The sequence below is a fragment of the Fluviicola sp. genome (genome assembly GCF_039596395.1).
Lineage (GTDB): Bacteria > Bacteroidota > Bacteroidia > Flavobacteriales_D > Crocinitomicaceae > Fluviicola.
This window is the reverse complement of sequence record NZ_JBCNJT010000001.1, coordinates 162,435-186,852: the sequence shown is the minus strand read 5'-3', so window position 1 is coordinate 186,852 and position 24,418 is coordinate 162,435. Positions and strand designations below refer to the sequence as shown.

The window sequence follows — 24,418 nt, the reverse complement described above, 5'->3', positions numbered from 1 at the left end:
AGTGGATTATGGTTGTTTGTAAACAGACATTTCTGATTCGCTGATTGTTTTGATGCCTTCAGCAGTTTCAACTCTTACACGAACAAGCTGATTATTCTCATCATAGTTGTAGAAGGTAGTATAGTTATTCCCGTCGTGCGAAGCGATTTTCAGGAGGGTAACCGGATCATAAACCGTTGTTGCCATACTTGCCTGGAAAGGATGTATTCGGAAATCATCAAAATAAACTTCAGTACCATCGCTTGCGGCATTGTTTACCAAATAAACGTTGATTGTTGCAGCCCCTGCAGGTATTGTAAACGTACCTTCTATTCGCTGCCAGCCGTCAAGTGCTGTGCCGCTTGCCCCGAATGTTGTTAAAAGCAGGGATGTATTGGAAGCGTCCAGTATTTCAACTTTTATAATACCTGTATTGGCAGCACGTTGTCTCAACCATGCGCCCACCACATATTCTCCGGGAGTAGGACTAAAATTGTTGATACAATCGCAGCTTTTTGTCTGACCAGTGTTGGTTGTATTGTCAGCGTGAACGGTTTTTGCTTCCTGGAACGCCTTGATCGAACGGGTTGCCGTCAATACTTTAGCCGGTGCAACCCTTACTGAAGACTTCCCACTGTGACGTACATCATTAGCAATTTCGACTTTGTAAGATTTGTCAGTGGTAAATGAGAAATGGGGTTCATAATCATCCATTAATTGAGAGGTGTAGTAAAAATAATCTTCAAATCCGTCGAAAACGATATCCTGCTTATGTGCATTTTGTGCAACTGCAACCGGCAAGATCTGTAATTTCGGGTTGTACCCATAAAGAAGCGCCGAGTTAATGCGCAATGGATCTTTTACCTCGATTTGAGCCCCATACTGGTTGTATACCGTTCCTTCACCGGATTTTCTCCATTTATCGATTCCTAAAGTTGCACTGTAGTTCGGATGGGAAGGATGTGTCAGCGGATACCAATCCCCCGCCGAAGTTTTTGCATAATATGGGACAAATGAACTGTAAGCTCCGTCTTTTCGGACACCATTTGTGGTCGTTGCCTGAACCCGGCTATCCTGCCAACTCAGGTTGTTATCCAAAACTAAATCTCCGCGAATACCATATTTATAAGGGTTTACGATTCCAACTCCCACAGTATTATTGTTGTTTACAACGTCGGGATATCCCCCCGTCTTACACAATACATTCAAACGATCTCTCAGTGTGACAGCTCCACCGGAAAGGATGTCAGTAGCAGGAAAATTTATCTGCGTTGCGGTCAAAGGATCCTTCTTGGTCGTGATTGCCTGCATGGCAGCAAAAACTTCATTGTTCCTTCCACTTTTGTGAATGATTACATTATAAACACCAGCGGCAATTGAGAACTCGTTCCCATATTCGTCAATGAGGAAATACTTCGGAGTAGTCGGCCATGGGTATGCTTTTGTTACCCATGCATATCTTTCATCCGGGAATTTGAGCACGTCGCCCGGTGACAGGAGTTTGAGGGATAATGGATCCGTAATAGTCGTATTTGAGCCCAGAGTTAACGGGAACATCATATTCTGGCTCGAAGAAATGTTTCGCAACTCGGAATAATACCAATGTGCCGGGTAATTCAGGGAATATAATTTATCGTCAAACTCATCATTCAATGAGCTTACTATGACTCCTCCGGAGTAACGGTCAAAAACGAGATTTTCCGCCAGGTTTTTAGACCCCATGTACTCTGTTTCCACACTTTTCAGTATAGCAGATCTGTTCGCGTGCTTTACCAGTACATGTGAAACGAAAGCGTTTAACGAAAATGAACTATTCATTGAAAGGTTAGGAGCAGGAACAATGCTTGGAATATTCCATACTTTCTTAACTGCTGCATAAAAAGATCGGCTTAAATGCGCGATATAACGGGAATCAGCATGTATATCATAATCGATTCCAACTTCCATTTCTTCGATCTCTCCTTTTTCATTCGCCAATTTCTGTTTCTCACCAGCGTTGAAATAATTGTAGGTCGTTTTTGAAAGCAAATTAGCTGTGATGGCATCATTGCTGATCTCAGCCAGAGACCCTTTGTAAATAGCATTGGATTTGATCTTTCCATGGAAATCATTTGTCTCCAGGGAGAATCCCTGCGAAAAGGCGTAAATCTTCGATAAAACACCTTTATTCTTTTTATGGAAAGTCGCTTTTTGCTTATCCAGACCGGTAGTACTTTCCAAAGTTGGTTTATCCCAGGCTGTATAAAACTCCGTAACCTCGTAACCTCTGTCTGTCAGATTGTTATACATAGAGGTAACTTTTGAATAACCGATTGATCCACTCGGATACAGGATTTCCATTGCAGGTTTTGGTGTATAATTGAATTTGTCCGGATAGCGTACGCGGATATCGTAATAAGAATCCCACTGGTAAAAATCACTTTCATCATTGGCAATCCTACTCTCATATGAAGCTACACCACTTGTTTTTCCCGCAAAATCATACAGGTAATCTATTTTATAATTACTGTTGTATTCACCGGAAATAGCTTGCCAGTTATCTGAAAATTCAATGGATTTTACGCGTGCCCCGCCTCCGTATTTGATGTTTGAGGGAATGTATACACGCATGGTATTGTAAAAATCCATCAGCGTAGACCCGAAACCTAGACGACGCATGGCTTTACTGATGTCCATCCGCGCACCGGTCAACAGATCAAGTGCGTTCAATCCGGTAGAAAAAGCAGTGTTTTGATAAACAATATCTGTCAATGAACGCTGGAAGAAATCAAATGCGGCTTTTTGGATCGGGTTAAATGCCTCGTCTTCACTGATGTTATCATTTAAAATATCGGTTCCCTCATCCAAATCTTCGTTGGATGGATTTCTAACTTTGTAAGGAGTCAATACCACGTATCCGTAAGTATAATCCGAACTTCCTGAAGCAGGAGGAAGCACACCGATTGCAGGTGCATCATCTATCGGATAGGTATTGCTTAATGCATTAGTCAAGTCATTTGAAATAGCTGCAAACAAAGGAACAATTTCTGTTCTTGTATCACTGTCTGTCACACGCATGTGTGCTTTTAAATACAATTCTTTCATGACAGTTCCGTTGTTATCTGTAAAATAATCCTTCTTTACTTTTTCATTAGCAGCAGTGTTACTTACAGGAATAGGAGTCTCCAATTCAAAGACAACGATATTGTTAGGTACCTGGCTCGGGGCAAATCTTCCATAGAAAAGGTTATAGACCAAGCTAATCAATGAAGCAGCGGCAGCATAAGGAGAGATTGACATTGCACTCGTATTCATAGTCTGTCTGATTTTCGAAGCATCAAGCACATTGTTGTTCTTCATACTGAACAGATCATAAATATTCGTTAATCCTTCAAAATCCATGTGCTTCATGACTCTTTTTTTCTGGACAAATCCATACCGATCAGACTCATAACTGATAGTCATCGAACCTCCGTTCGGGCTGATGATCTTTTTCAATCTCCACGCTTGTGCATTATTATCTGCAGCAACCTGAGACTGGACAACATATGGGAAACGGGAAATAAAGGTTGGATCTCCCGGTTTTAATTCTCCCCACGCATCAATAGTTGCATAGTTGAAATCCGGGTTGGCAACGGATCCCGTTCCGTAATCAAACTGGTAAGAGCTATGTTGGTTTTCAAAGGATTTACCGGAATATACGGTAACTGCTTTCAGAGTCAATTTTCCTTTCTGTCCGGAAGTTGTGCTGTAATTGGCTGGATAGTTCTGACACAATTCGTAGTTATACGTAAACTCCACAATCTGAAGTGGTATTGCAGCAGATCCCGAAGTTTTACGATCAGCTCTTGCATATAATTTGATCTGTTTCAGTGCATAGGTCGGTTCTCCTGATATTTGAACCCCACTTTCATTAATTCCATAACCATCCAGTCGTGGAGTCGCATCCAAAACAAACTCAGCGATATAGTTCTTAGACTCTACAGAATGTGTTACCCATACTTCCTTGTCTCCTGCGGAATAACTTGCCATATCATCGAGTTCGGAACCAACAGTACCTTCCATGTAAAAAGCTTTTTGATTACCAACCGGGAAACGCCAATGGTAATGCTCATACAATCGGGTGTAATTGAACTTGAAATACATACCCATATCATCCGGTGTCGGACCATTACCTGTACGATCCACGTAATCCGATCCGTACATGTCAGTCAAAAGGAATGATTCTGCATAGGCTGGCACTGTTGTTTTATCGTAATAATGTGCCAATCCTTTACTGTTTGAAACGGAATTGTCACCTGCAGAATAAGTAATCAACCCCTGGGCATCTCTTACAATTGAAGGAGCTCCTGAATTGCTTCCGATATTGAATAAGACCTGTGAAGAAGTATTCGAAAAGCTTGGAATACCGTAACCGTAGAAAACTCCGTCGGCCCCTGTTATTTCAACACGGGAAATAACATTGGGTACATTGGTTGTTCTCAGGATAGGAGTTATCACGGGATTAGCTCCTCCCCCAATAATTCCCACATAATTTTTTGAATAACTGTAATAGTTTTTTTCATAATCATTTGGAGCGGCTGTTAGTTCACTAGCCGTTCTCGGTCGAAAATAAGTGGCAACTGTTGGTTTGAAAAGGGTTACTTTTCCATCTGGGGGAAGGGTGTAACTTGGTCCTGTATTAGGAACCATCACCTCCTGCAGTGCAATATTTTCACCGTCATTCAATAGAGTAGCTCGCGATGCTGAAAGCCCGCCCAGGTTTTTATATAAAGACGCATCTACAGGGGTTGTTTCCCCAACTCCTTTGAAATAAACTGCGTTGTCAAATCCGTTTACAAGGTTTGATCCCTGCATAAATTCAAGCACATTGGTGCCGTTAGGTTTTCTAAAATTATTACTGGAAGTATTCTCTTTTGTAAATCCGTAACCGATTTCTTTTTCATAAGTTATCAAACTCCCTCCTTTTTTATCCACACTGCTTGATTCCAGGCCATTATCTGTTGCATTTGCATCCAGGTATGTTCCTGCATCGGTACGATGTGCCCGGAAAGTTCCCTGCATTCCCATCGCATTTGCATGAAAAATGTCAAAAGTCTGCATGGAAAACGGAAGTGTTGTCATTGCCTCCGAATAACGGGTATCGTTGCTGCGGTTAAAATCCATGATCGGAAGGGTGTACCCGGAAGCAACCATTTTCCGCGATGAATGCAGGTAACCTATTGCGGGTTGAATGATGGTATTCCCATTTTTAATTTCAGATCGTAAAGACGTATAAAATTGCTTCAGTTTACCAAAAGTAGCTCCAAAAGTAGCATATGGCCCAGCACTTGCCCCAAAGACAAAATAACGGTCAATGGTATTGCTGAGCGCAAAGTTGGTCGAATTAAGCTGTACTCTCGGAACCTGCGTTTGCGAACCGTAAGGAATGGTACTTGTATGTGAGAATGACAGTGCGGATGAGGCTGATCCTCCCCACTCTGATGTATAAGTAGCACCAACTCCCCAACCCCTGATGATTGTTTTCCCGGTCATTCCTTCCCGGCTATTAAAATTCGTACTGGAGTAGGTAGAGAAATTTGCACCAACACCAAACACACTGATACCTCCGCTCAAACCTCCGCCAGCTCCGGTGTTTATTCCGCGCTTAGAGTCATAACTGTAATAATGCCCCCAGCTTCCGCCGATATTCAAACCGACAAAATAAATAGTTCCTCCTGCACCTACACTCCAACCACTTGATTTATCATAAGTTGTTCCTGATCCGAGATAGGTATTGTTGTATGTTCCATTCAGTTTGGAATTACTGTATTCCAAATTTAAATTGGCGTAATTGACTAGATTCATATCGGCTCCACCGCTCCAGTATTTTCCTTTTTTGTAACCGTTGGTTGTATTGTCATCCAACTGGTTTGTCTCACGAGTAACACTTTGTGATCCATCGAATTCATCCGGAATACCACGCATCTCGCGTTCTACCGAACCTACATTCAGGTTCCAGCCCAATCCAACCCAGGAAGCTTCTGTGTTCATGTTGACTTTCGAATTGTAACTCAGTGCAATCGGATAACCTTCCACGTCCATTAAAGGGATCGAATAGGAAAAGTCTCCCGTAAAGGGATCTACCAGATCATCACCGGTATTGAGCGAAAAACCGGATCCTCCGGCTGAAGTGGTGGAAACTGCAGCCAATTTTTGTACCTGTTCCGTTTCTGGCAACTCCAACTTTCTGTCAGAAACTGCTTCCATTTCGTTGGAAACAAGAACTGGTTGTTCTTCAGCAACTGCTGTATAAGATGAAGCTCCCGGAAGAATCATCCCGGTATAATCCGGACTGATTGAAACAGTCAATAGTCCGTTCATGGTTTGTGCAAACGGGACCGTAATGTTCAAAAGTAAAGCATAAATCAACAGGATATTGGTTATCTTGAATATCCGTGTTTTTTTGAAGTTGGTGATTGTCATTAGTTGGTATATTTAAATTTCAAGTATTTTTTCTCTCCGAGTGTATTGGTGAATTCAAGGGTGTAGAATTTACCGGTTATAAGGCTTAATCCTGAAAGAGACAGAGAGACAAAGTTTTTATCCGTTACATAACTGACAGCAGGAAGCATCAGAGATATTCCCGGAATTGCAGCCCCGTTGAAATCTATCCCCGCAATTGGACTATTGTTTTCGTCATAAATTTTCAGAGGTAATTTTTTTCCTGCATCGATGGTATATTCTTCCGTGAAAAAGAATTTAAGGATATTATTAAGAGTAGTTGCATAACCGGCATCGGGTAGATCTCTAAGTTCTGCGTAAGAGGAATAATCACAGGAACCGGCAACCGCGTTAATATTAAACTCTACTTTGGGCCATAAACTGGATGTTGATGCATCTGACGAATTAAATGCCATTTTTGTTTTAGTGTTTCCTGCGTAGGACTGCAACTGGAATAACATTCCATAATTGGCGGTATTATTTGATTTCCAGGTATTGAAAAAGCTAGCTATATCCACAGTAGCATTACTGTTGCCTGTAGGTAAAGCGGCAATATTGATTTTTCCTACCGATGTAGTGGTAAAAGGTGTTCTGTAGGCAACCCCCGATTCGGTCCAATCACTGGTAACCAAGTCCAATTCGGATTCATTCGTTCTGTCCACAGGTGCATGCCCATTTCCTGTCAATGTTAAATTCGCGCTATTTATCTGGCATACCGGATCAATCCATAAACGGAATTTCAGCAGGGATTTTATATTGTAATAGTCCGATGAAACGGCTGCTCTTTCGGCATTCAGCGTCACTGAATTCCCGGAATTGATTTGATCGGAATATACTGCAGTTGTTCCTGAACCATTGACCCAGTTATATAAATAGGCATCATCTACAAAAGCAGATGACGGTCTAAAAGTGATTGCTACATCCTGACATTTTACTCCAATCAGGAATCCATAATACATGATATCACTTGCATCACCGTTACCAATTACACGTAATCCGTACCATCCATACAATTTCCCCGTTAAATTAAGGCTGGTTGCCCCTACTATCGTATTTCCTCCATTGTCGTACCATTGATAAGTTTTTGTTGCAGAAGACCCATTTGCAATAGTCGGAGAGATCGATCCGTCAGTGCTGGTTGTTGTACTTGCATGGACAATGGTTGCAGCACTTACCGATGCTCTGCGGTAATAAGATATCGCTAGTTCAGGAGTAGATGCAAGAGTTCCATATTCGCTACTGAAATATTGAGTAACACCGGAAGTGCTTCCTTCCGGATTTCTCCTAATCCGCCAGCCATAATTGGGAACCCTTAGTTCTACAAGCGCCTGAACGTGGGCTTTTACATCAAACTCCCTTTTCAAGTTTACAATACTTGAACTACTTACATTATTAAGGATGGTGTTATTAGAAACACCCGCATCATGACTTAGTGTAGACTCGGTCCAATTAGAATTACAGAGATCCAGAATCAATTCCGATGGACCACCCACGTTTTCCGTTCCATTAGGTGTCAGTCTTAATTTTGCAGAAACAATCACGGCATCGGCAGGAATTGAAGACAAATCAAACTTAATAAAAGCTCGTATGTTATTAAACGAAGTAGCCGAAATTTGGATCGTTGTCCCTGCTCCTCCATTAATATTTGACGGAAGTAAGGACGAGGTTTGCGTATCTTCAGTTGAATACAAAGTGACAGGCGTAACCTGTGCAAACACCCCCTTAAAAATGCAGGCGACAAACGTTATAAAAATTGGTATACGAATCATAAATAATCGATTTTATGGTGATGTAGATTTAATTCCAGTATTTGGTAACTCTCAGTAAATAAGCCAGATTTAAATCCTGGCTATCAAGAATAACGAAATATGATTTTTGCGGGTCTAGATAAGGAAAGTTTAGGACCAATTTGCCAGCTTCAACAAAATCACTTCCTATTAGTTCTGCCCTGTCCATGATCCGTGCAGCTGCAAAAGATTCGTCTTCTGAATGATAAATTACTACTGAAATACGTCCAATAGAATCCAGCAAATCCTGATTAACTTTTACCTGTAAGATATCACTTTGAAGAGCAGCTTCATCAAGTCCACCGGTAAACGACGGATTCGTAACAAACGACATAGTAAAGTCAACACTGTCCAATTGAGAGAACGCAGAGGAAGACACGAAAAGTATCAATCCCAGGAGGATTTTTTTCATAAGATAAGTTGTAATAAATTGCTATAAATTGTGATTTTAGGTACTTGCTTTTGATTTAGGCCTGAAAATCCACGATAAAGTTACTATATGATTTTAAAATAATTCCATTTTTTTTAAATAATCTCTATTTGGTAATCATTTGATAACTAACGAGCACAAATCTGATTCTGTCTCTTCGTAGTGCTAACAACCTTTTCCCAGTTTAGTTACACAAAATTACCCTCCCACCCCGTAACCTATTTACGAACTACTTTTTCACATCAAAATTTTCTTTTCACGTTCCTATACGTTCATCAGATCATTGAATCCCGAAAGGTGACGTACATCATTTTTTCAGGGGTTGCTGCCAGTTAGCTTTGCAAAAAAAAGCCATGACAGATACTGGTCTGATTGCAAAATACAATATTCCCGGCCCCAGATACACTTCTTATCCAACGGTTCCTTACTGGAATAAGCAACAATGGGATCCCGGGAAATGGTGTGAGTTCCTTGCACTTTCCCAACAGGAAGAGCCGGTCAAACTCCTGGCTTTATACATTCACCTTCCCTACTGCGATTCTCTGTGTACGTTCTGCGGGTGTCACAAACACATTACCACCAATCACGCGGTGGAAAGCAGGTATATTGATGCGGTACTCACAGAATGGAAGCTTTTAGCAGCATCGCTCGACAAACATTCCTCCATCCAGGAACTTCATTTGGGTGGTGGCACTCCCACATTTTTCGCTCCGGAAGAATTGAAACGGCTCATCGCAGGAATCAAATCTGTTTTTCCGTTTACCGGATCTGCAGCCTTAAGCTTTGAAGCTCATCCGAATTCTACAACCCGGAAACACCTCGAGGTATTGCACGAACAAGGGTTCCGGAGAGTTAGCTTCGGGATCCAGGATTATGACCCCGTGGTTCAGAAAGCCATTCATCGCATGCAATCTTTCGAATTGGTGGAATCGTGTCACAAACAAGCAAAAGAGGTTGGATTCACTGCCATTTCCCACGATTTGGTTTATGGCCTGCCCAAACAAACGCTTTCCGGTTTTCAGCATGCTATTCGCTGCACGCTGCAATTAAAACCGGACCGCATTTCCCTGTATTCCTATGCACATGTGCCGTGGATAAAAGGAACCGGGCAACGCGGGTACAGTGAGTCAGACCTTCCGGACCCGGACCTGAAGCGGGAAATTTACGAAGTTTCCCGTCAAATGCTCGTTACGAACGGATACGTGGAAATAGGAATGGACCATTTTGCATTACCCGGTGATTCTTTGGCAAAAGCCGCCGGCGAAAAGCAATTACACCGGAATTTCATGGGGTATACTACCAAATCTTCCGGTTTACTGATCGGATTGGGAATGTCCGCCATTTCAGAATGCAAATCCGGTTTCGCCCAAAACGAAAAAAGTACCGCGCGCTACCTGGAACTAGTAGAAAGCGGCCTGTTGCCTGTTACCCGCGGGCATGAAATGAGTGCTCCTGATATGGAAATCCGGCAACACATTCTGAACCTGATGTGCCGTTTTGAAACGGAAATTCCCGAAGACACTTTGCTGAATCGCCTGGAACTGGAATTGCAGTTATCGGAGCTTATTTCCGACGGGCTGGTTGAGTGGGAACAAAATACCATCCGGATTCTTCCCAAAGGAATTCCCTTCGTGAGGAATTGCTGCATGGCTTTCGACGCCTATTTAAAAGACCTGAATCCGGTGAAGCAATTCAGTATGACGATTTGAAAGAACACCTGAAAGAAGCCATATGCAAAATCAAACAGAAGAAACGACGTGTTATCATTGTCACGATGTTCTGCCCGGGACTGTTCTCTATTCAGATCAGCATGCATTTTGCTGCAACGGCTGCAAACAGGTTTATGAGTTGCTCTCGGCACATGCCCTTGGCGGGTATTATGAGCAGGATTACCAGGCAGGAATCCGGCCGAACCAGGTGCCCCGGGAGGTTTTCTCCGTTTTGGACGATGAAGAATTGCGCAAAAAACACATTGATTTTCAAGAGGGAAGTATTGTAAAGATTACACTCCATCTCCCTCAGATCCATTGTGCAAGCTGTATCTTTTTGCTGGAACATTTGCACCGGTTAAACGCGGGGATTCTGCGCTCCACGATCCATTTTCCGAAAAAGACCGCTACCATTACCGTGAACCTGGAACTCATAAAGCTTTCAGAACTGGCTTTATTATTAACCCGGATCGGTTACGAACCGAATTTCAAGGCTATAGATAAATCGACCGGTACGTTCAACAAGCGTCTTTTATTTCAATTGGGAATCGCCGGTTTTGCTTTCGGGAGTATTATGCTCTGGAGCTTCCCGGAATACTTGGGCATTGACCGTACTTATTCGGGAATTCGCAATCTGAGTTCTTACCTTTCGTTTGCCGTGTCGATTCCTGTACTGCTGTTTTCAGCACAGGATTATTTCAAATCGGCCATTGCAGGAATCCGCATGCGCAGCCTGAACCTGGATATTCCCATTGCAATCGGTATCCTGGCACTTTACATCCGCAGTTGTGTCGCTATTTTCAGCAATGACGGCCCCGGCTATATGGATTCTTTTGCCGCGTTTATCTTTTTCCTGCTGATCGGTAAATGGTTCCAGGGAAAAACCTACCAGTGGTTGTCATTCGAACGGGACTTCAGGTCTTATTTCCCGGTTGCAGTCATCAAAAAAATGAATGACACCACGGTGCTTTGTCCCATAGACGAATTACAGGTCGGTGACGAAATTTCCATCCGGAACGAAGAAATCATTCCTTGTGATTGTATCCTGCTTTCCGGAAAAGCCACATTGGATTACAGTTTTGTGAGCGGTGAAGCGGATTGGATTGAAAAGAAAAAAGGCGATCTGCTGTATGCCGGGGGAAAATGTATGGGAGAAACCATTCAATTGGTTGTTTCCAAAACCACCGAACGCAGTGTTCTTACCCAATTGTGGAATGACGGGCATTCCAAAAAAACTGAATTATTCTTTCAAACCCGGCAGGACCGCATTTCAAAATACTTTATCGCTGCCGTAATTGGATTGGCCATTGCGGCTTCCATTGCCTGGATATTCATCGACCCGGTTCAGATTCCTGAAATTGTCACTGCAATCCTGATCGTAGCCTGTCCTTGTGCTCTGGCCTTATCCGTACCTTTTGTTTACGGAAACATGTTGCGCGTGCTGGGTAAAAAAGGGTTTTATCTTCGAAATACGGCCATCATCGAACGGATCCAGCAATGCAACTACCTGGTTTTCGATAAAACCGGAACTTTAACGGAGCAAGATCACAAACACATCCAATATACCGGAAAAGCACTGTCGGAATTCGAAAAACAGGCACTTTTCCAGATGACCAGACACGCGGTTCATCCTTATGCAAAAGGCATTCACGAATTACTTCAAGAACAAATTCCTGGAGTACCTGCCGTTGAAACCGCACTTGAAGTTCCCGGAAAAGGAATTTCAATGAATGGTTTTCAATTAGGTTCGGCTGCTTTTATCGGACTGGAGCAACAAACCAGCGACGAATCCCTTGTTTATTTTGCTGCTGAAGGAAAATTATTGGGAACCTTCAGATTTCAATCGAAATTGCGGGCGCAATTGAAAGAACTGATCGCGAACCTGGGGTCGCATTATCAATTAGCGGTCATTTCAGGTGACAAACCCAAAGACCTGGATTTACTTCAAACTATTTTCCCTGCGAAAACAACGTTTCTTTTCGAACAACAACCGCTTCAAAAAAAGGAATTCATTCAACAGCTGCAGGCAAACGGGAATTATACCCTCATGATCGGCGACGGGTTAAATGACGCCGGAGCTTTAAAGGAAGCTTTTGTGGGTATTGCCCTTTCGGAAGACCTGGTTCGTTTCACACCTGCTTCCGATGCCATTTTGAAAGCAGGGAACTTACCTTATTTAGCGTCCTATTTCCGCTACATCGGAAGTGGGAAAACGTTCCTGCGCATCTGTTTTGCGTTTTCGTTATGCTACAACCTGACCGGAATAGGTTTCGCCGTAAGCGGCCAGCTCACTCCGTTTGTAGCCACTATCCTTATGCCGATGAGTTCCGTAACCGTCGTCGGACTGGCAACCTTCCTGACTCTTCGGAAAAAGCTTCCTCCCGCTGGTTTATAGTCCGCAAAAAACAGGAAAAAATGCTTGAAACAGGTCATTCCTGCCAGTTACTTCTTAAACATGATATAAATCAGTTTTTCCGGTTACATAGATCATATTTTAATCGGCGTTTGGTGGTGTTCTTTGCAGTATGGGAATGATCTACATTATGCTAATCGTAAGCCTCTGTCTGGCGGTGTTTTTCCTGGCCATCTTTCTTTGGGCCGCCAAAACCGGACAGTATGACGACGATTATTCCCCGAGCGTCCGCATTCTTTACGAGGACGACTCGACTGCTCATGAAACAAATCAAAACAACGATGGAAATAGAAACAGTAAAGTACGACAATAGGATTGTCAAAAATTTCGCATTCGCCACCATTCTTTGGGGCGTTATCGGGATGCTTGTGGGGTTAATTGCCGCCCTGCAATTGGCTTTTCCAGAATTTTTCAATGATTACCTGGGATTCCGGTACATTTCGTTTGGCAGAATCAGACCCCTGCATACCAACGCAGTGATTTTTGCCTTTGTGGGGAACGGTATTTTCATGGGTGTTTACTATTCACTCCAGCGTTTGTTGAAAACACGTATGTGGAGCGATAAACTGAGTTATTTGAATTTTTGGGGATGGCAATTTATCATTGTTTGTGCCGTTTTAACTTTGCCTTTTGGAATCAGTTCCAGCAAAGAATATGCAGAACTAGAATGGTGGATTGATATCCTGATCGCCATCATCTGGGTGCTGTTCGGATGGAACTTGTTTGCCACCATTCTGAATCGCCGCGTAAAGCATTTATACGTAGCGATCTGGTTTTACATCGCCACTTTTGTGACTGTTGCCATGTTGCACATTTTTAATTCATTCGAACTACCGATCTCTTTCTTAAAAAGCTATTCCTGGTATGCCGGAGTTCAGGATGCCCTGGTTCAATGGTGGTACGGACACAATGCGGTGGCTTTCTTCCTGACAACGCCTTACCTGGGACTGATGTATTACTTTGTTCCGAAAGCAGCCAATCGCCCGGTATATTCCTATCGTTTATCCATTATTCACTTTTGGGCGCTGATTTTCATTTACATCTGGGCCGGACCTCATCACCTGTTGTACACTTCATTACCGGATTGGGCTCAAAGTCTGGGTGTTGTATTTTCTGTCATGCTGATTGCTCCTTCCTGGGGTGGAATGCTAAACGGACTGCTGACATTGCGTGGTGCATGGGATCGTGTACGGGATGATGTGATGCTGAAATTTATGGTGGTAGCACTTACTTGTTACGGGATGGCCACCTTTGAAGGACCGCTGCTTTCTTTAAAATCAGTGAACATGCTTTCCCACTTTACCGATTGGACCATTGCTCACGTACACGTAGGAGGGCTTGGCTGGAACGGAATGATGACTTTCGGATTGATTTACTGGCTAATTCCTAAACTATTCAAGACGGAATTGTACTCCAGAAAACTGGCAAACCAGCATTTTTGGATTGCAACTTTGGGAATTATCCTGTACGCGGTTCCGATGTATATCGCAGGGTTTATGCAGGGACTAAGCTGGCAGCATTTCAATCCTGACGGAACTCTGGTCCACAAAGACTTTTTAGAAATTGTTATCGACATGAAGCCGTATTACATCCTGAGATCAGTCGGTGGCTTCCTTTACATCATCGGAGCTTTGATGCTTGTTTACAATGTGATTAAAACGGTCAAAAAAGGTTCGTTTGCTGCAAATGAAACAGTAGAAGTGGCTGTAGAAAGAGCACATGCGGCTAAAGGCAGGGAATATTGGCACCGCAGAATTGAAGGAAAACCGGTTCGATTCATGCTGCTGAGTATTTTGGTTGTTGCAATAGGAGGACTGGCAGAAATTATTCCGACCATCGCCGTGAAATCCAATATCCCGACGATCAGCAGTGTAAAACCTTATTCTCCGCTCGAACTGGAAGGCCGGGACATTTACATCCGAGAAGGCTGTAACAATTGTCACTCCCAAATGATCCGCCCGCTGCGTTTTGAAACGGCCCGCTATGCGCCCACTCCGGAAAGCGGAGGCTACACAAAAGCAGGTGAACATGTTTACGACCATCCGTTCCTATGGGGTTCCAAGAGAACCGGCCCTGATTTGGCCCGTGAAGGAGGATTACGCGGAAACCTCTGGCATTATAAGCACATGATAGACCCGAAAGCGTTGTCTCCCGGATCTATTATGCCGGCTTACACCTGGTTGAAAGACGACGATTTGAATACGGATTTATTAGCGAAAAAAATTGAAGCGATGCAAACGCTTGGGGTTCCTTATCCAAAAGGATACGCGCAAAAAGCAAAGGCCGATTTAGATCAACAAGCATTGGAAATCGCTACTGACATTGTTGAAAACACGCCGAAAATTGCGCTGAACGGCCAGGATAAAAATGCAAAGATCAACGAATTGAAACAGAAAGAAATCATCGCTCTGATCGCCTATCTGCAGCGTATGGGTACAGATATTAAAGTCAAACAAACTAAAAAATAAAGTATGTTACGATTTATTAAACACCATTTGGCAAGTGAATCGGGAGTAGCATTTTACGGGATATTCTCCCTGATGATCTTTGTGCTCTTCTTCCTGATCGTATTCATTCGCCTGTGGAAAATGAAAAAATCCACCATCGAAGAATTAAGCGCTATTCCTCTTAGTACGGATGATATAACTCAAAATGAAAGGCCATGAAAATCCATCAACTACTTATTATACCTGTGTTGTTCCTGCAAACAACCGTTGTTTTTAGCCAGGGTGAAGCCTTATTCAAATCAAAATGCAATACCTGTCATGCGGTTGACAAAAATTCTACCGGGCCGTGGCTCAAAGGTGTCAAGGCAAAATGGAGCGATGCCGGTGAGGGAGAATTATTGTATGATTGGGTCAAAAACTCTAAAAGTTTAATTGCCGGAGGTAACAGTAAAATGGCATTGGCAATCAAAGATTTTTCAGGTTCTGAAATGCCGCCGCAACAGGCAAGCAATGAAGAAATTGATCAAATCCTGGAGTATGTAGATACTTACACGCCTCCTGTAAAAGCAACTGAAACAGGAACTCCCGGTGCAACTGAAGAAGTCAAACTCATTCCCGATTATAAGGGGAACCTGAACATTTTTTATGCTTTGGGAACGCTGATGGTTATTTTACTGCTTGCCATTATCCTGATGAGCAGTTCCATCCTTTCATTTGTAAAATCCGATCTTTTCAGGCAGAAATTGAAAGACCGGGAGAACCTGACCAGGCTGCTGATTATCCTGATCAGTGTCGGGGCTGTATTTTTCCCCGGAACTTCTTATGGGATGAGTACTCCGGATCCGGCCAACCCGGCGGAAGCTGAATATCCCTGGTTGCTGGTTGAAAAATTCGACTTGTATGTTCTAATCGGGATTAACCTGATATTACTGGTGATTGTACTATACCTGCGGGGATTATTCAATGATTTCTACTACATGGTTTATCCCCGTAAAGTGAAGCCGGCAAAACCGGCACAAAAACGGGCGGTAAAAATCCTGGTAGATTCCGTTCCGATCGAAGAAGAAAGCAGCATTTTAATGGAACACGAATACGACGGGATTCGCGAATTGGACAACAATTTACCTCCCTGGTGGGTTTGGGGATTTTACGCAAGTATTGTTTTCGCCTTCATCTATCTTTTCAACTATCACCTTTTCAACACAGGTGATCTGCAGACCGAAGAATACAATAAGTCCATGGCTCTTGCACAAAAGGAAATCGATCTGTATCTGAAAGAAGCAGCGATGAACGTGGATGAAAACACGGTAACTCTCCTGACCGACGAAACGGGATTGGGGAGCGGGAAACACTTGTTCGAAGCCAATTGTACAGCCTGTCACAAAGACGGAAGCGGTGATATCGGCCCGAATTTGACGGACAACTTCTGGCTGTATGGAAACGATATTAAGACCGTTTTCGGGACGATCAAGAACGGAACCACGAATGGAATGCCCGAACATGCTTCCAAACTGAACCCGGTGCAATTGCAGCAGGTTGCTTCTTACGTATTGAGCCTGAAATACAAACCCGGAAAAGAACCGCAGGGGAAAGAATTCCCGAAAAATAAACGAAATGGAAGAAGCATTTAGAGATCATATTGCAACAGTTAACCAGGATGGAAAACGCGTGTGGGTTTATCCTAAAAAACCGAAGGGAAAATTCACCAACCGCCGGAAACTGATCAGTTACTCTTTATTGGTTTTCCTGCTAAGTGCGCCATTTATAAAAATCAATGGAGATCAGCTCATTGAGATAAATATCCTGGAACGGAAGTTTTCCATGTTCGGGGCTACGTTCTGGCCGCAAGACCTTTACTTATTTGCTGTAATGCTCATTATCGCCATCGTTTTCGTTATTCTCTTCACGATTATCTATGGACGGTTGTTTTGTGGCTGGTTCTGCCCTCAAACCATTTTTATGGAATTTGTTTTTCGCCAGGTTGAATACTGGATCGACGGAGACTGGACCAAACAAAGGGCATTGGACAAACAAGCATGGAACGCGCAAAAATGGGCAAAAAGAATACTCAAACACACGATTTTCTGGCTCATCTCCTTTGTGATTGCAAATATTTTCCTGGCTTACATTATAGGTAGTAATGCCTTACTTAAAATCATTACGGAACCGGTCCGTGAACATATCGGGGGATTGATCTCCATCGGAATTTTTACAACCATCTTCTATTTCGTTTTTTCCTGGCTGAGAGAACAGGTGTGTACGACCATTTGCCCGTATGGAAGGTTACAGGGAGTTTTGCTTGATCAAAATTCCATGGTTGTGGCTTATGATTATGTGAGAGGAGAAGACCGGGGTAAATTCCGAAAGGGAGAAGACAGGCCCTCCGCTAAAAAAGGGGATTGCATTGATTGTTCGCAATGTGTTCATGTTTGTCCTACGGGAATTGACATCCGGAACGGGACACAATTGGAATGTGTGAATTGCACGGCTTGCATTGATGCCTGCGATTCCATGATGGAAGGTGTTGGCCTGGAAAAAGGATTGATCCGTTTTGTTTCGGAAAACGGGATCCGGAACCGCACGCGTTTTCAATGGACAAGAAGGGTGATTTCGTATACCGTTCTGTTGGTGATCTTAATCGGGATCTGGGTTACCATGATGGCCATTCGCGAAGATTTTTCCACGACCATTATACGTCAGCGCGGATCTACCTACCAACTGACCAGGGAAAAGGATATCAGTAATATTTTTGAAATCGACCTGACCAACAAGACCAAAGAAGTTTTCCGGGTGAAGCTGGTTTCTTCAGATCCTTCGGTGAAATTGGAATTAGCCAGCGACTCACTTGAACTCCCCGGTCAAAAACACATCCGTGAACGGTTTTTAGCACGGTTCCCCTACTCTTTTATTCAAAACGGGACCCGGAAAATTGACATTATCATTGTGGGGAACGGAAAAGAAATGGACCGGGTGAGAATTAAAGTGATCGGGCCGAGCTTTTAGAGGGGAGAAAGTTCAAAGGTTCAAAAGGTTCAAAACGTTTAAAAGATTAGAAAATTGAAAATGGACCATTGAAAAATCGATAAGTCGGAATAGGTTTTTTACAAGATCTTGAACTATTGAACTATTGAACTATTGAACTATTGAACTATTGAACTATTGAACTATTGAACTATTGAACTATTGAACTATTTAATCTGCTCCGGCTGAAATTATTACATAACAAATACTTAAATTATGAATTGGGGAAAAGGAATCATTATCGGGATGGCACTGTTTATGGCGTTTATTTTACTATTGGTAAGCATCCTGATGCGTCAGAACATTGACCTGGTGGAAGAAGATTATTACACGCGTGAGTTGAATTACGACGATCAGTTTAACGCTCAAAAAGTCTATGCTTCCGCCATAGAAAAAATCAGTATTGAGAGTAAGTCCGACAGCTTACTGATCTATTTTCCGAAAGACTTTCAATCGGAGGAAGTAAAGGTTAGTTTTCAGCGACCGAATGACAAAAACAAGGACGTTTCTTTCATGATCGTACCTATCGAAAAAGTGATCATTCCGACCTCTTCTTTCCCGAAAGGGCTTTTCAACTGTACTATTCAAGGTTCCATTCAGGATCGGCCGTATGAAATGTCTCAGCAAATCACCATTCCGTAATGATTTTCCTGATCAGTTCTTTCATTTTGGGACTTGCGGGTTCGTTTCACTGCATCGGGATGTGCGGGCCAATAGCACTCGCACTTCCGGTTAACCGGAAATCACCCGCAACCGTATTGGCTGATCTTTTGACTGCAAATACCGGCCGGATAATTACTTATACGCTTCTGGGTTTTGTAATCGGAAGTATCGGGTTTTCGCTTCAGTTGTTCCGGTTATTCCAGGTATTGAGTATCCTGTTCGGCCTGTTACTGATCGCAATTGCCTGGAGAAAACAGTTACTCCGGCACATCGAGTTTCGATCCCCGGGATTTCAAAAATGGGTTTCCGGACGCATGCAGCTTTTACTTCGACAAAAAGGGACTTTAAAACTGTTCGGCATAGGCTTATTAAACGGATTACTTCCTTGCGGCATGATCTTTTTGGCTTTAACCAATGCGCTTTTAGCGGAAAATCCTCTTGGAAGCGCATCCGCCATGGCTGCATTCGGATTGGGTACACTCCCGGCACTCATCGGAGTCGGATTCTTTGCTCAACGGTTCAATCAATCGTTTCGCAACAGATTAACCGGGGCTTTTCCATACCTCTTGTCCATCATCGGCTTATTGGTGATTTTGCGCGGAGCTAATTTCGGAATTCCGGTCTTAAGCCCGAAGATTGAGCAATTGAACCCGGGACATCCAAAATCAGTGATTGTTGAATGCCATCAGCCTGAAAAGTAATCATTCATACAATCTAATTTCCCGGAAACAAAAAGGCCCACCAGAATTGATGAGCCTGTCACAATAGCAAGCGGAATCTTGTTTAAATTTGCGGAACAACGCGCAAAAAAGATTGATCGGGTGCCTTTTCCAGCTAATACATCTCATGATCCAGATTGATTTGTCTCATTGCTTAGATAATCACTCCAGATTCTTCCGCTGCTCCATTTCATGAAGCAATTTCTCCGGAATGGGCCTGCAAGAACAATGCTTTTGATGTTCTACATGCCATTTAACCCGTTGCTCAAAAGTGGCATTTTTAGGCATTTTGTTTTTGTCATGCCAATCCTTGTTTATCTTCATAAAACGTCATTTTAATCATGCCAAGTTACCATTCGATCTAAAGTTAAAGTGCATTCTTACAAATGCTTTTTTCTCGTTCTCCGTCATTTTATCCGTTGATTCAACAGCCACCGTTATATGATTAAACCGACTTTCATTGCTCAGGTAGTGCTGCAGTTCAGTCTTGGCATTTTCCGGGCCGAATAACAGCACCTTGTCATACCCCATTATTTTATCAGATATCTGTTTAAAATAGGCTTCCTGTAACTGCTGTTCTTTGTTATGCAAGTGTTTTTCGCCTTTCTTCACGACCTCTTTCCGGATGTCCGGTGAAAATTTGGATGCGATAATCTCTGTCTTGAAATCCGTAGCATCAATCACGTGCGCCGTGGAATAATCCATCCATATTCCTGCGTTTTTGGTTGAGTCCATTTTTTCTGTTTTTTTGATGAAACTAAAAAGGTGGAAAAACCGATTCCACCTGCTGACTTCTAGTCGATCAGTGCATATTCGTAATCGACTTCCAAATTATTCTCGACGTGCCAAATACCCGGAGTTTTCCATGCAATACGGCCGGCTTCTTCCTTCTGATACAAAGAAGCAACGGTTCCGGTAAGTCTGACAGTTCGACCTTCAACATGAACCCGGATATCTTTGTCATTGACAGCCCAGCTTCTGTGAAGTGCTGCTTCTATCTCCTTTTGTTCAATTGCATCGTTTAGTTCGGATTTGATCTTTAAATGATTAAATACCCCGCGCACTCCTGTAATGTGTTCAATAGCACGCTTGGCAGCTTCTCTTTGAAAATTCCAGTGTACTTCGCCCTCCAAAGTCACCCACCCGTTTTCGACTTTCACCTGGATCTTTTTATCCGGAACAATCAAATCAACACTTAAGGCAAAAACAACATCTTCGGCGATCTCCGCATCGTCTTTCTTTTTGGAATCGGCAAATTTCACTTCTATGTCCTCTGCAATTGCCTTCACTCCAAGAACACTTTTTGCGGCTTTTTCAACCTGCAGTTTTTTGGCGTAGTTATCAACGGTCCCTGTCAGGGTCACAATTCCATCTTTGACAATAACGCCAATTTCTGCTGCTTTTAATAATGGCTCCCATTTAATAGCATCCTGTACATCTTTTTGTAACTGTTCATTTGTTTTCATGATTTCTCCTTTTTAGATTACATCACAAAGGAATTCAATCAACTGTTTAAATGAAATGAGCTTACTCAGAACAGGTTATGACGCTACTCAGCCTCTGAATTGACGGGTATCAGGATCAGTTTTTCATACCAACCAACTGATCGTAATTCAGAATGGTGATCGTACTTCCCGAGATTTCGATGTATCTATCCTCTTTAAAGTCGCTCAGGGTACGGATTACCGTTTCTTTGGCCGTACCGACCAAATTGGCCAGGTCTTCGCGCGAAACATGCATACTGAATTGCTGATCAGTTTCCTTTTTATAGGTATCCGACAGTTTAACCAATGCTTCTGCTACCCGTTTTCTGACAGAATTATAGGCAAGGCGCATCAATTGTTGCTCATTTTCAAGCAGGTTATCGGAAAGCAACTCAATGAATTTTCGTGCAACCGCCGTATTCTTATAAAGCAGGGAAAAGAAATCCTCTTTGGGAATCATATAAATCTCTGTATCCTCCAAAGCTGTTGCAGAATGAATGTATTGTTCATCTTTCAATAAAGACAGAAAACCGAAAAAGTCACCTGCTTTGTGAAGGCTGCTGATGAGTTCTTTGCCCTGGTCATTTTTCTGATAGATCTTTACTTTTCCTTTTTCAATAAAATAAACTCCTTTGGGATAAGAACCTTCGAGGAAAATAGCGTCTTTCTTTTTGTAGTGTCTTAAGTCGCGCGATTTGGATAACTCAGTCAAAACATCAAAACCCCTGGCTTCGTTCAAAAAATGATTAACTCCTTCCACATCTCTTGAGAATTGTTTTTTCAGGATATCATTTTTCGTTAACCGGGTTTCGATTGCGCTCAGTAATTCCTGGTCCGTAAAAGGTTTTGTCAGGTAGTCATCCGCTCCCATAGACATGCCTTTACGAATATCACCCCGGTCTGCCTTAGCAGTCAGGAAAACAAAAGGAATAGCGGCCGTAGTTTCATTCTTTGACAATAAGTGCAAGACTCCGTATCCGTCCAGAACCGGCATCATAATATCACAAATAATCAAATCGGGAAGTTCTTTGAGTGCCAGCTGAACTCCTTCTTTGCCATTTTCGGCGGTCAATACCCGGTACTGCGCCAAATCCAGTATTTCGGCGGTGTTCTCACGAATATCCGGGTTGTCTTCAATCAGTAATATCTTTTTCATAAGTGTGTGAATTAACGTGGAATTAATAATCTGGCGGTTGTTCCCTGGTTCTGAACACTTTCAATGGTAACTTTTCCGTTCATCAGTTCTGCGTAGCGTGCAACAATGTTCAATCCCAAACCGGTTCCCTGGATATGCGTTGCATTTCCTCCGCGGAAAAACCGTTCAAAGAGGTGTTTCTGATCTTGTTCACTGATACCGATCCCATGGTCTTTCACCGATATGGAAACCGTATCTTCTCCGACCAGAACTGTTAATTCAATTACACCTTCTTCAGGAGAGAATTTAATGGCGTTCGAAATCAAATTGAACAGGATATTGCGAAGTAATTTAGGATCTAAAAACACCTGCTCATCTCCTGAATAATCCTGGACAATGGTTTGTTTTCCGGATAACATTCCCTGCATTTCGGAACAAATATCCAACAGGAATTGTTTCAGGTTCACTTCTTCGGGAAGGTTCCCCACTTTTCCTTCTTCCAGTTTGGAAACAGAGAGAAAATCATTGAGTATATCTGTCAGGTTAATAATGGACCTTTCAATTTTATGAATGTGTTTGGCATGATTGGCCGTATCGTTCCGTTCATTGTACTTACTTACCAACGATAAAGAGGACATCATAGTGGTAAGTGGAGTGCGGAATTCATGTGAAGCCATTGAAACGAACCTGGACTTCATCTCATTTAATTCCTTCTCTTTGGCGAGCGAAGCATCCAGCTCTCCTTTGGTGCGTTCCAGTTCCCTGATGGCTTCTTCCAGGATAAGTGTTCTGTTCCTAACCTGTTTTTCCAGGTCTTCGGAATAATTCCGGAGTTTCATCTCAGCTTCTTTTCGAAGTGTCACGTCTACAATGAAGGCAATTACGAAGTTTCCCTCTTCATTACTATATGGACTTAAACTGATTTCCACCGGGAATTCGGAACCGTCTTTTTTCAATCCGAACAATTCCATTCCCAATCCCATTGCCCTTGCATGCGGATGATGTGCATATTCTGCCCGGTTATCTTCGTGTTTCTGTGAAAATCTGGAGGGTACTAATGTTTCTATTTTTCTTCCTGTCAATTCTCCCGGGTTGTAGCCGAATAATTTTTCAGCACTCGGGTTTATCCGTGTAATGCTTCCTTGTGAATCGGTAACCAGGATCCCTTCCGTTGCGTGCAAAAACAATGCATCAACCCCTTCTTTGCTCTCCATTTTTTTGAATTCGTAGTCCATAACGAATATACACTTTTTGCACAGAGATCAAAAGTAAAAACCAGGAACTGCCGAACAGATGATTTTTATCATCTGTCGCGCTGATTATTGTCATCCAAAACACGAAACCGAAAACTGAAAAAGCACCTTGTGAAGGTGCTTTTTTGTAACTCAACCCAAGGATTATAGATTTCTTCCGATCTCAGCATAAGAGGGAATTTTCACCTCGATGTTGTTCTCAACAGTAGCAACTCCCGGCACATTCCAGGCTACATGCTCGGCTTCCCGCTTTTCTGCATAGGAAGACACTTTTCCTCCCAATATAACTTTGCTGCCACTGTTTTCTACGTGAATATGATTGGCATCCACCAAAGCGTTTCTTTCAAATGCGGCGGAAATTTTCTTCTTCACATCCTTCGGATCAACTTTAGGAATAACTTTTACCAGGTTACTGATTCCTTTTACTCCTTTGATAGTTGCAATAGCATCCCGGACTGCATTTTGTTCATAAGCCCATTCCACGGTTCCTTTAGCAGTAATCCAACCATTTTCCGCCTTGATCTTTATTTGGTCATTCGGCACCAGCACATTCCATTTCAATGCATCCAATGCTGCCTGAGCCAATTCCGTATCGGTTTTCTGATGATTGAACGGAAGATTAATCTGAATGTCTTCAGCAAGGCCTTTCACCCCGGCAACTTTAAGTGCGGCTTTTTCAGCGGTTGTCTTCTCCAGGTAGGTATCAACCGTTCCCGATAGCGTAACAACTCCGTTTTTTACCGCTACGCCAATTTCCGATGAATGAATAGAAGGTTCCCACTTCAACTCTTCCATCACATGTTTCTGAATCTCCACATCTGTTTTCATACCAACTGATTTTAAAAGTTAACACAGCAAAGATTCAGATTCACAGCAAGTTGTAAAATGATTCAAATCACCCCGGTAATTGAGCTTA

The 24,418-nt window shown here is 42.7% G+C and carries 17 protein-coding genes; 9 read left to right on the top strand and 8 right to left on the bottom strand.

Annotated features, from left to right (window positions below):
- Positions 1-6: 6 nt before the first annotated feature.
- From ABDW02_RS00735 to ABDW02_RS00725, 3 genes are read right to left on the bottom strand one after another with little or no spacing between them, the layout of a single operon-like run.
- Positions 7-6,423 (bottom strand): hypothetical protein, encoded by a 6,417-nt coding sequence (locus ABDW02_RS00735; RefSeq protein ID WP_343631145.1) that lies wholly within the window; start codon positions 6,421-6,423, stop codon positions 7-9.
- Entirely contained in the window at positions 6,423-8,210 is a 1,788-nt protein-coding gene (locus ABDW02_RS00730; RefSeq protein WP_343631143.1) for a DNRLRE domain-containing protein, read from the bottom strand. Before ABDW02_RS00730 ends, ABDW02_RS00735 begins: the two co-directional genes overlap by 1 nt.
- A 28-nt stretch (positions 8,211-8,238) precedes the next feature.
- Positions 8,239-8,640, bottom strand: coding sequence for a hypothetical protein (locus ABDW02_RS00725; RefSeq protein WP_343631141.1), 402 nt, complete (start codon positions 8,638-8,640; stop codon positions 8,239-8,241).
- Positions 8,641-9,011: 371 nt separating this feature from the next.
- Here ABDW02_RS00725 and hemN point away from each other — a divergent pair, with 371 nt between their 5' ends.
- From hemN to ABDW02_RS00680, 9 genes are all read left to right on the top strand, one after another.
- Positions 9,012-10,367 carry an oxygen-independent coproporphyrinogen III oxidase gene (hemN, locus tag ABDW02_RS00720; protein ID WP_343631139.1) on the top strand — a complete coding sequence of 452 codons (1,356 nt, stop codon included), beginning with the start codon at positions 9,012-9,014 and terminating at the stop codon, positions 10,365-10,367.
- Positions 10,368-10,389: 22 nt separating this feature from the next.
- Positions 10,390-12,762, top strand: coding sequence for a heavy metal translocating P-type ATPase metal-binding domain-containing protein (locus tag ABDW02_RS00715; RefSeq protein WP_343631137.1), 2,373 nt, complete (start codon positions 10,390-10,392; stop codon positions 12,760-12,762).
- A gap of 130 nt (positions 12,763-12,892) precedes the next feature.
- Positions 12,893-13,093, top strand: a complete 201-nt coding sequence (ccoS, locus tag ABDW02_RS00710; RefSeq protein ID WP_343631135.1) for a cbb3-type cytochrome oxidase assembly protein CcoS — start codon at positions 12,893-12,895, stop codon at positions 13,091-13,093.
- On the top strand, positions 13,062-15,248 hold the full coding sequence (gene ccoN / locus ABDW02_RS00705; RefSeq protein WP_343631133.1) for a cytochrome-c oxidase, cbb3-type subunit I: 2,187 nt from the start codon (positions 13,062-13,064) through the stop codon (positions 15,246-15,248). The genes ccoS and ccoN overlap by 32 nt, the downstream gene beginning before the upstream one ends.
- A 3-nt stretch (positions 15,249-15,251) precedes the next feature.
- A complete protein-coding gene (locus ABDW02_RS00700; RefSeq protein WP_343631132.1) occupies positions 15,252-15,446 on the top strand; it encodes a CcoQ/FixQ family Cbb3-type cytochrome c oxidase assembly chaperone in 195 nt (64 codons plus the stop codon).
- Positions 15,443-16,858, top strand: coding sequence for a c-type cytochrome (locus ABDW02_RS00695; RefSeq protein WP_343631130.1), 1,416 nt, complete (start codon positions 15,443-15,445; stop codon positions 16,856-16,858). The genes ABDW02_RS00700 and ABDW02_RS00695 overlap by 4 nt, the downstream gene beginning before the upstream one ends.
- Positions 16,842-18,230: a cytochrome c oxidase accessory protein CcoG gene (ccoG, locus tag ABDW02_RS00690; RefSeq protein WP_343631128.1), complete on the top strand. Its 1,389-nt coding sequence runs from the start codon at positions 16,842-16,844 to the stop codon at positions 18,228-18,230. The genes ABDW02_RS00695 and ccoG overlap by 17 nt, the downstream gene beginning before the upstream one ends.
- 234 nt (positions 18,231-18,464) lie before the next feature.
- On the top strand, positions 18,465-18,890 hold the full coding sequence (locus ABDW02_RS00685) for a FixH family protein (protein WP_343631126.1): 426 nt from the start codon (positions 18,465-18,467) through the stop codon (positions 18,888-18,890).
- Complete coding sequence (locus ABDW02_RS00680; protein ID WP_343631124.1) at positions 18,890-19,612, top strand: sulfite exporter TauE/SafE family protein; 723 nt, start codon at positions 18,890-18,892, stop codon at positions 19,610-19,612. The genes ABDW02_RS00685 and ABDW02_RS00680 overlap by 1 nt, the downstream gene beginning before the upstream one ends.
- A gap of 357 nt (positions 19,613-19,969) precedes the next feature.
- On the opposite strand, the gene ABDW02_RS00675 is transcribed toward ABDW02_RS00680, so the two are convergent.
- From ABDW02_RS00675 to ABDW02_RS00655, 5 genes are all read right to left on the bottom strand, one after another.
- Complete coding sequence (locus ABDW02_RS00675) at positions 19,970-20,365, bottom strand: hypothetical protein (RefSeq protein WP_343631122.1); 396 nt, start codon at positions 20,363-20,365, stop codon at positions 19,970-19,972.
- 59 nt (positions 20,366-20,424) lie between these two features.
- A complete protein-coding gene (locus ABDW02_RS00670) occupies positions 20,425-21,096 on the bottom strand; it encodes a BON domain-containing protein (RefSeq protein ID WP_343631120.1) in 672 nt (223 codons plus the stop codon).
- 115 nt (positions 21,097-21,211) lie between these two features.
- On the bottom strand, positions 21,212-22,270 hold the full coding sequence (locus tag ABDW02_RS00665) for a response regulator (RefSeq protein WP_343631118.1): 1,059 nt from the start codon (positions 22,268-22,270) through the stop codon (positions 21,212-21,214).
- Between the two features lie 11 nt (positions 22,271-22,281).
- Complete coding sequence (locus ABDW02_RS00660; protein WP_343631116.1) at positions 22,282-23,463, bottom strand: PAS domain-containing sensor histidine kinase; 1,182 nt, start codon at positions 23,461-23,463, stop codon at positions 22,282-22,284.
- A gap of 183 nt (positions 23,464-23,646) precedes the next feature.
- Entirely contained in the window at positions 23,647-24,330 is a 684-nt protein-coding gene (locus tag ABDW02_RS00655; protein WP_343631115.1) for a BON domain-containing protein, read from the bottom strand.
- Positions 24,331-24,418 lie beyond the last annotated feature (88 nt).

Coding starts and splice junctions, on each gene's coding strand:
- ABDW02_RS00735 (WP_343631145.1), bottom strand. CDS start 6,423: ATGACAATCACCAACTTCAAAAAAACACGGATATTCAAGATAACCAAT.
- ABDW02_RS00730 (WP_343631143.1), bottom strand. CDS start 8,210: ATGATTCGTATACCAATTTTTATAACGTTTGTCGCCTGCATTTTTAAG.
- ABDW02_RS00725 (WP_343631141.1), bottom strand. CDS start 8,640: ATGAAAAAAATCCTCCTGGGATTGATACTTTTCGTGTCTTCCTCTGCG.
- hemN (WP_343631139.1), top strand. CDS start 9,012: ATGACAGATACTGGTCTGATTGCAAAATACAATATTCCCGGCCCCAGA.
- ABDW02_RS00715 (WP_343631137.1), top strand. CDS start 10,390: ATGCAAAATCAAACAGAAGAAACGACGTGTTATCATTGTCACGATGTT.
- ccoS (WP_343631135.1), top strand. CDS start 12,893: ATGGGAATGATCTACATTATGCTAATCGTAAGCCTCTGTCTGGCGGTG.
- ccoN (WP_343631133.1), top strand. CDS start 13,062: ATGGAAATAGAAACAGTAAAGTACGACAATAGGATTGTCAAAAATTTC.
- ABDW02_RS00700 (WP_343631132.1), top strand. CDS start 15,252: ATGTTACGATTTATTAAACACCATTTGGCAAGTGAATCGGGAGTAGCA.
- ABDW02_RS00695 (WP_343631130.1), top strand. CDS start 15,443: ATGAAAATCCATCAACTACTTATTATACCTGTGTTGTTCCTGCAAACA.
- ccoG (WP_343631128.1), top strand. CDS start 16,842: ATGGAAGAAGCATTTAGAGATCATATTGCAACAGTTAACCAGGATGGA.
- ABDW02_RS00685 (WP_343631126.1), top strand. CDS start 18,465: ATGAATTGGGGAAAAGGAATCATTATCGGGATGGCACTGTTTATGGCG.
- ABDW02_RS00680 (WP_343631124.1), top strand. CDS start 18,890: ATGATTTTCCTGATCAGTTCTTTCATTTTGGGACTTGCGGGTTCGTTT.
- ABDW02_RS00675 (WP_343631122.1), bottom strand. CDS start 20,365: ATGGACTCAACCAAAAACGCAGGAATATGGATGGATTATTCCACGGCG.
- ABDW02_RS00670 (WP_343631120.1), bottom strand. CDS start 21,096: ATGAAAACAAATGAACAGTTACAAAAAGATGTACAGGATGCTATTAAA.
- ABDW02_RS00665 (WP_343631118.1), bottom strand. CDS start 22,270: ATGAAAAAGATATTACTGATTGAAGACAACCCGGATATTCGTGAGAAC.
- ABDW02_RS00660 (WP_343631116.1), bottom strand. CDS start 23,463: ATGGAGAGCAAAGAAGGGGTTGATGCATTGTTTTTGCACGCAACGGAA.
- ABDW02_RS00655 (WP_343631115.1), bottom strand. CDS start 24,330: ATGAAAACAGATGTGGAGATTCAGAAACATGTGATGGAAGAGTTGAAG.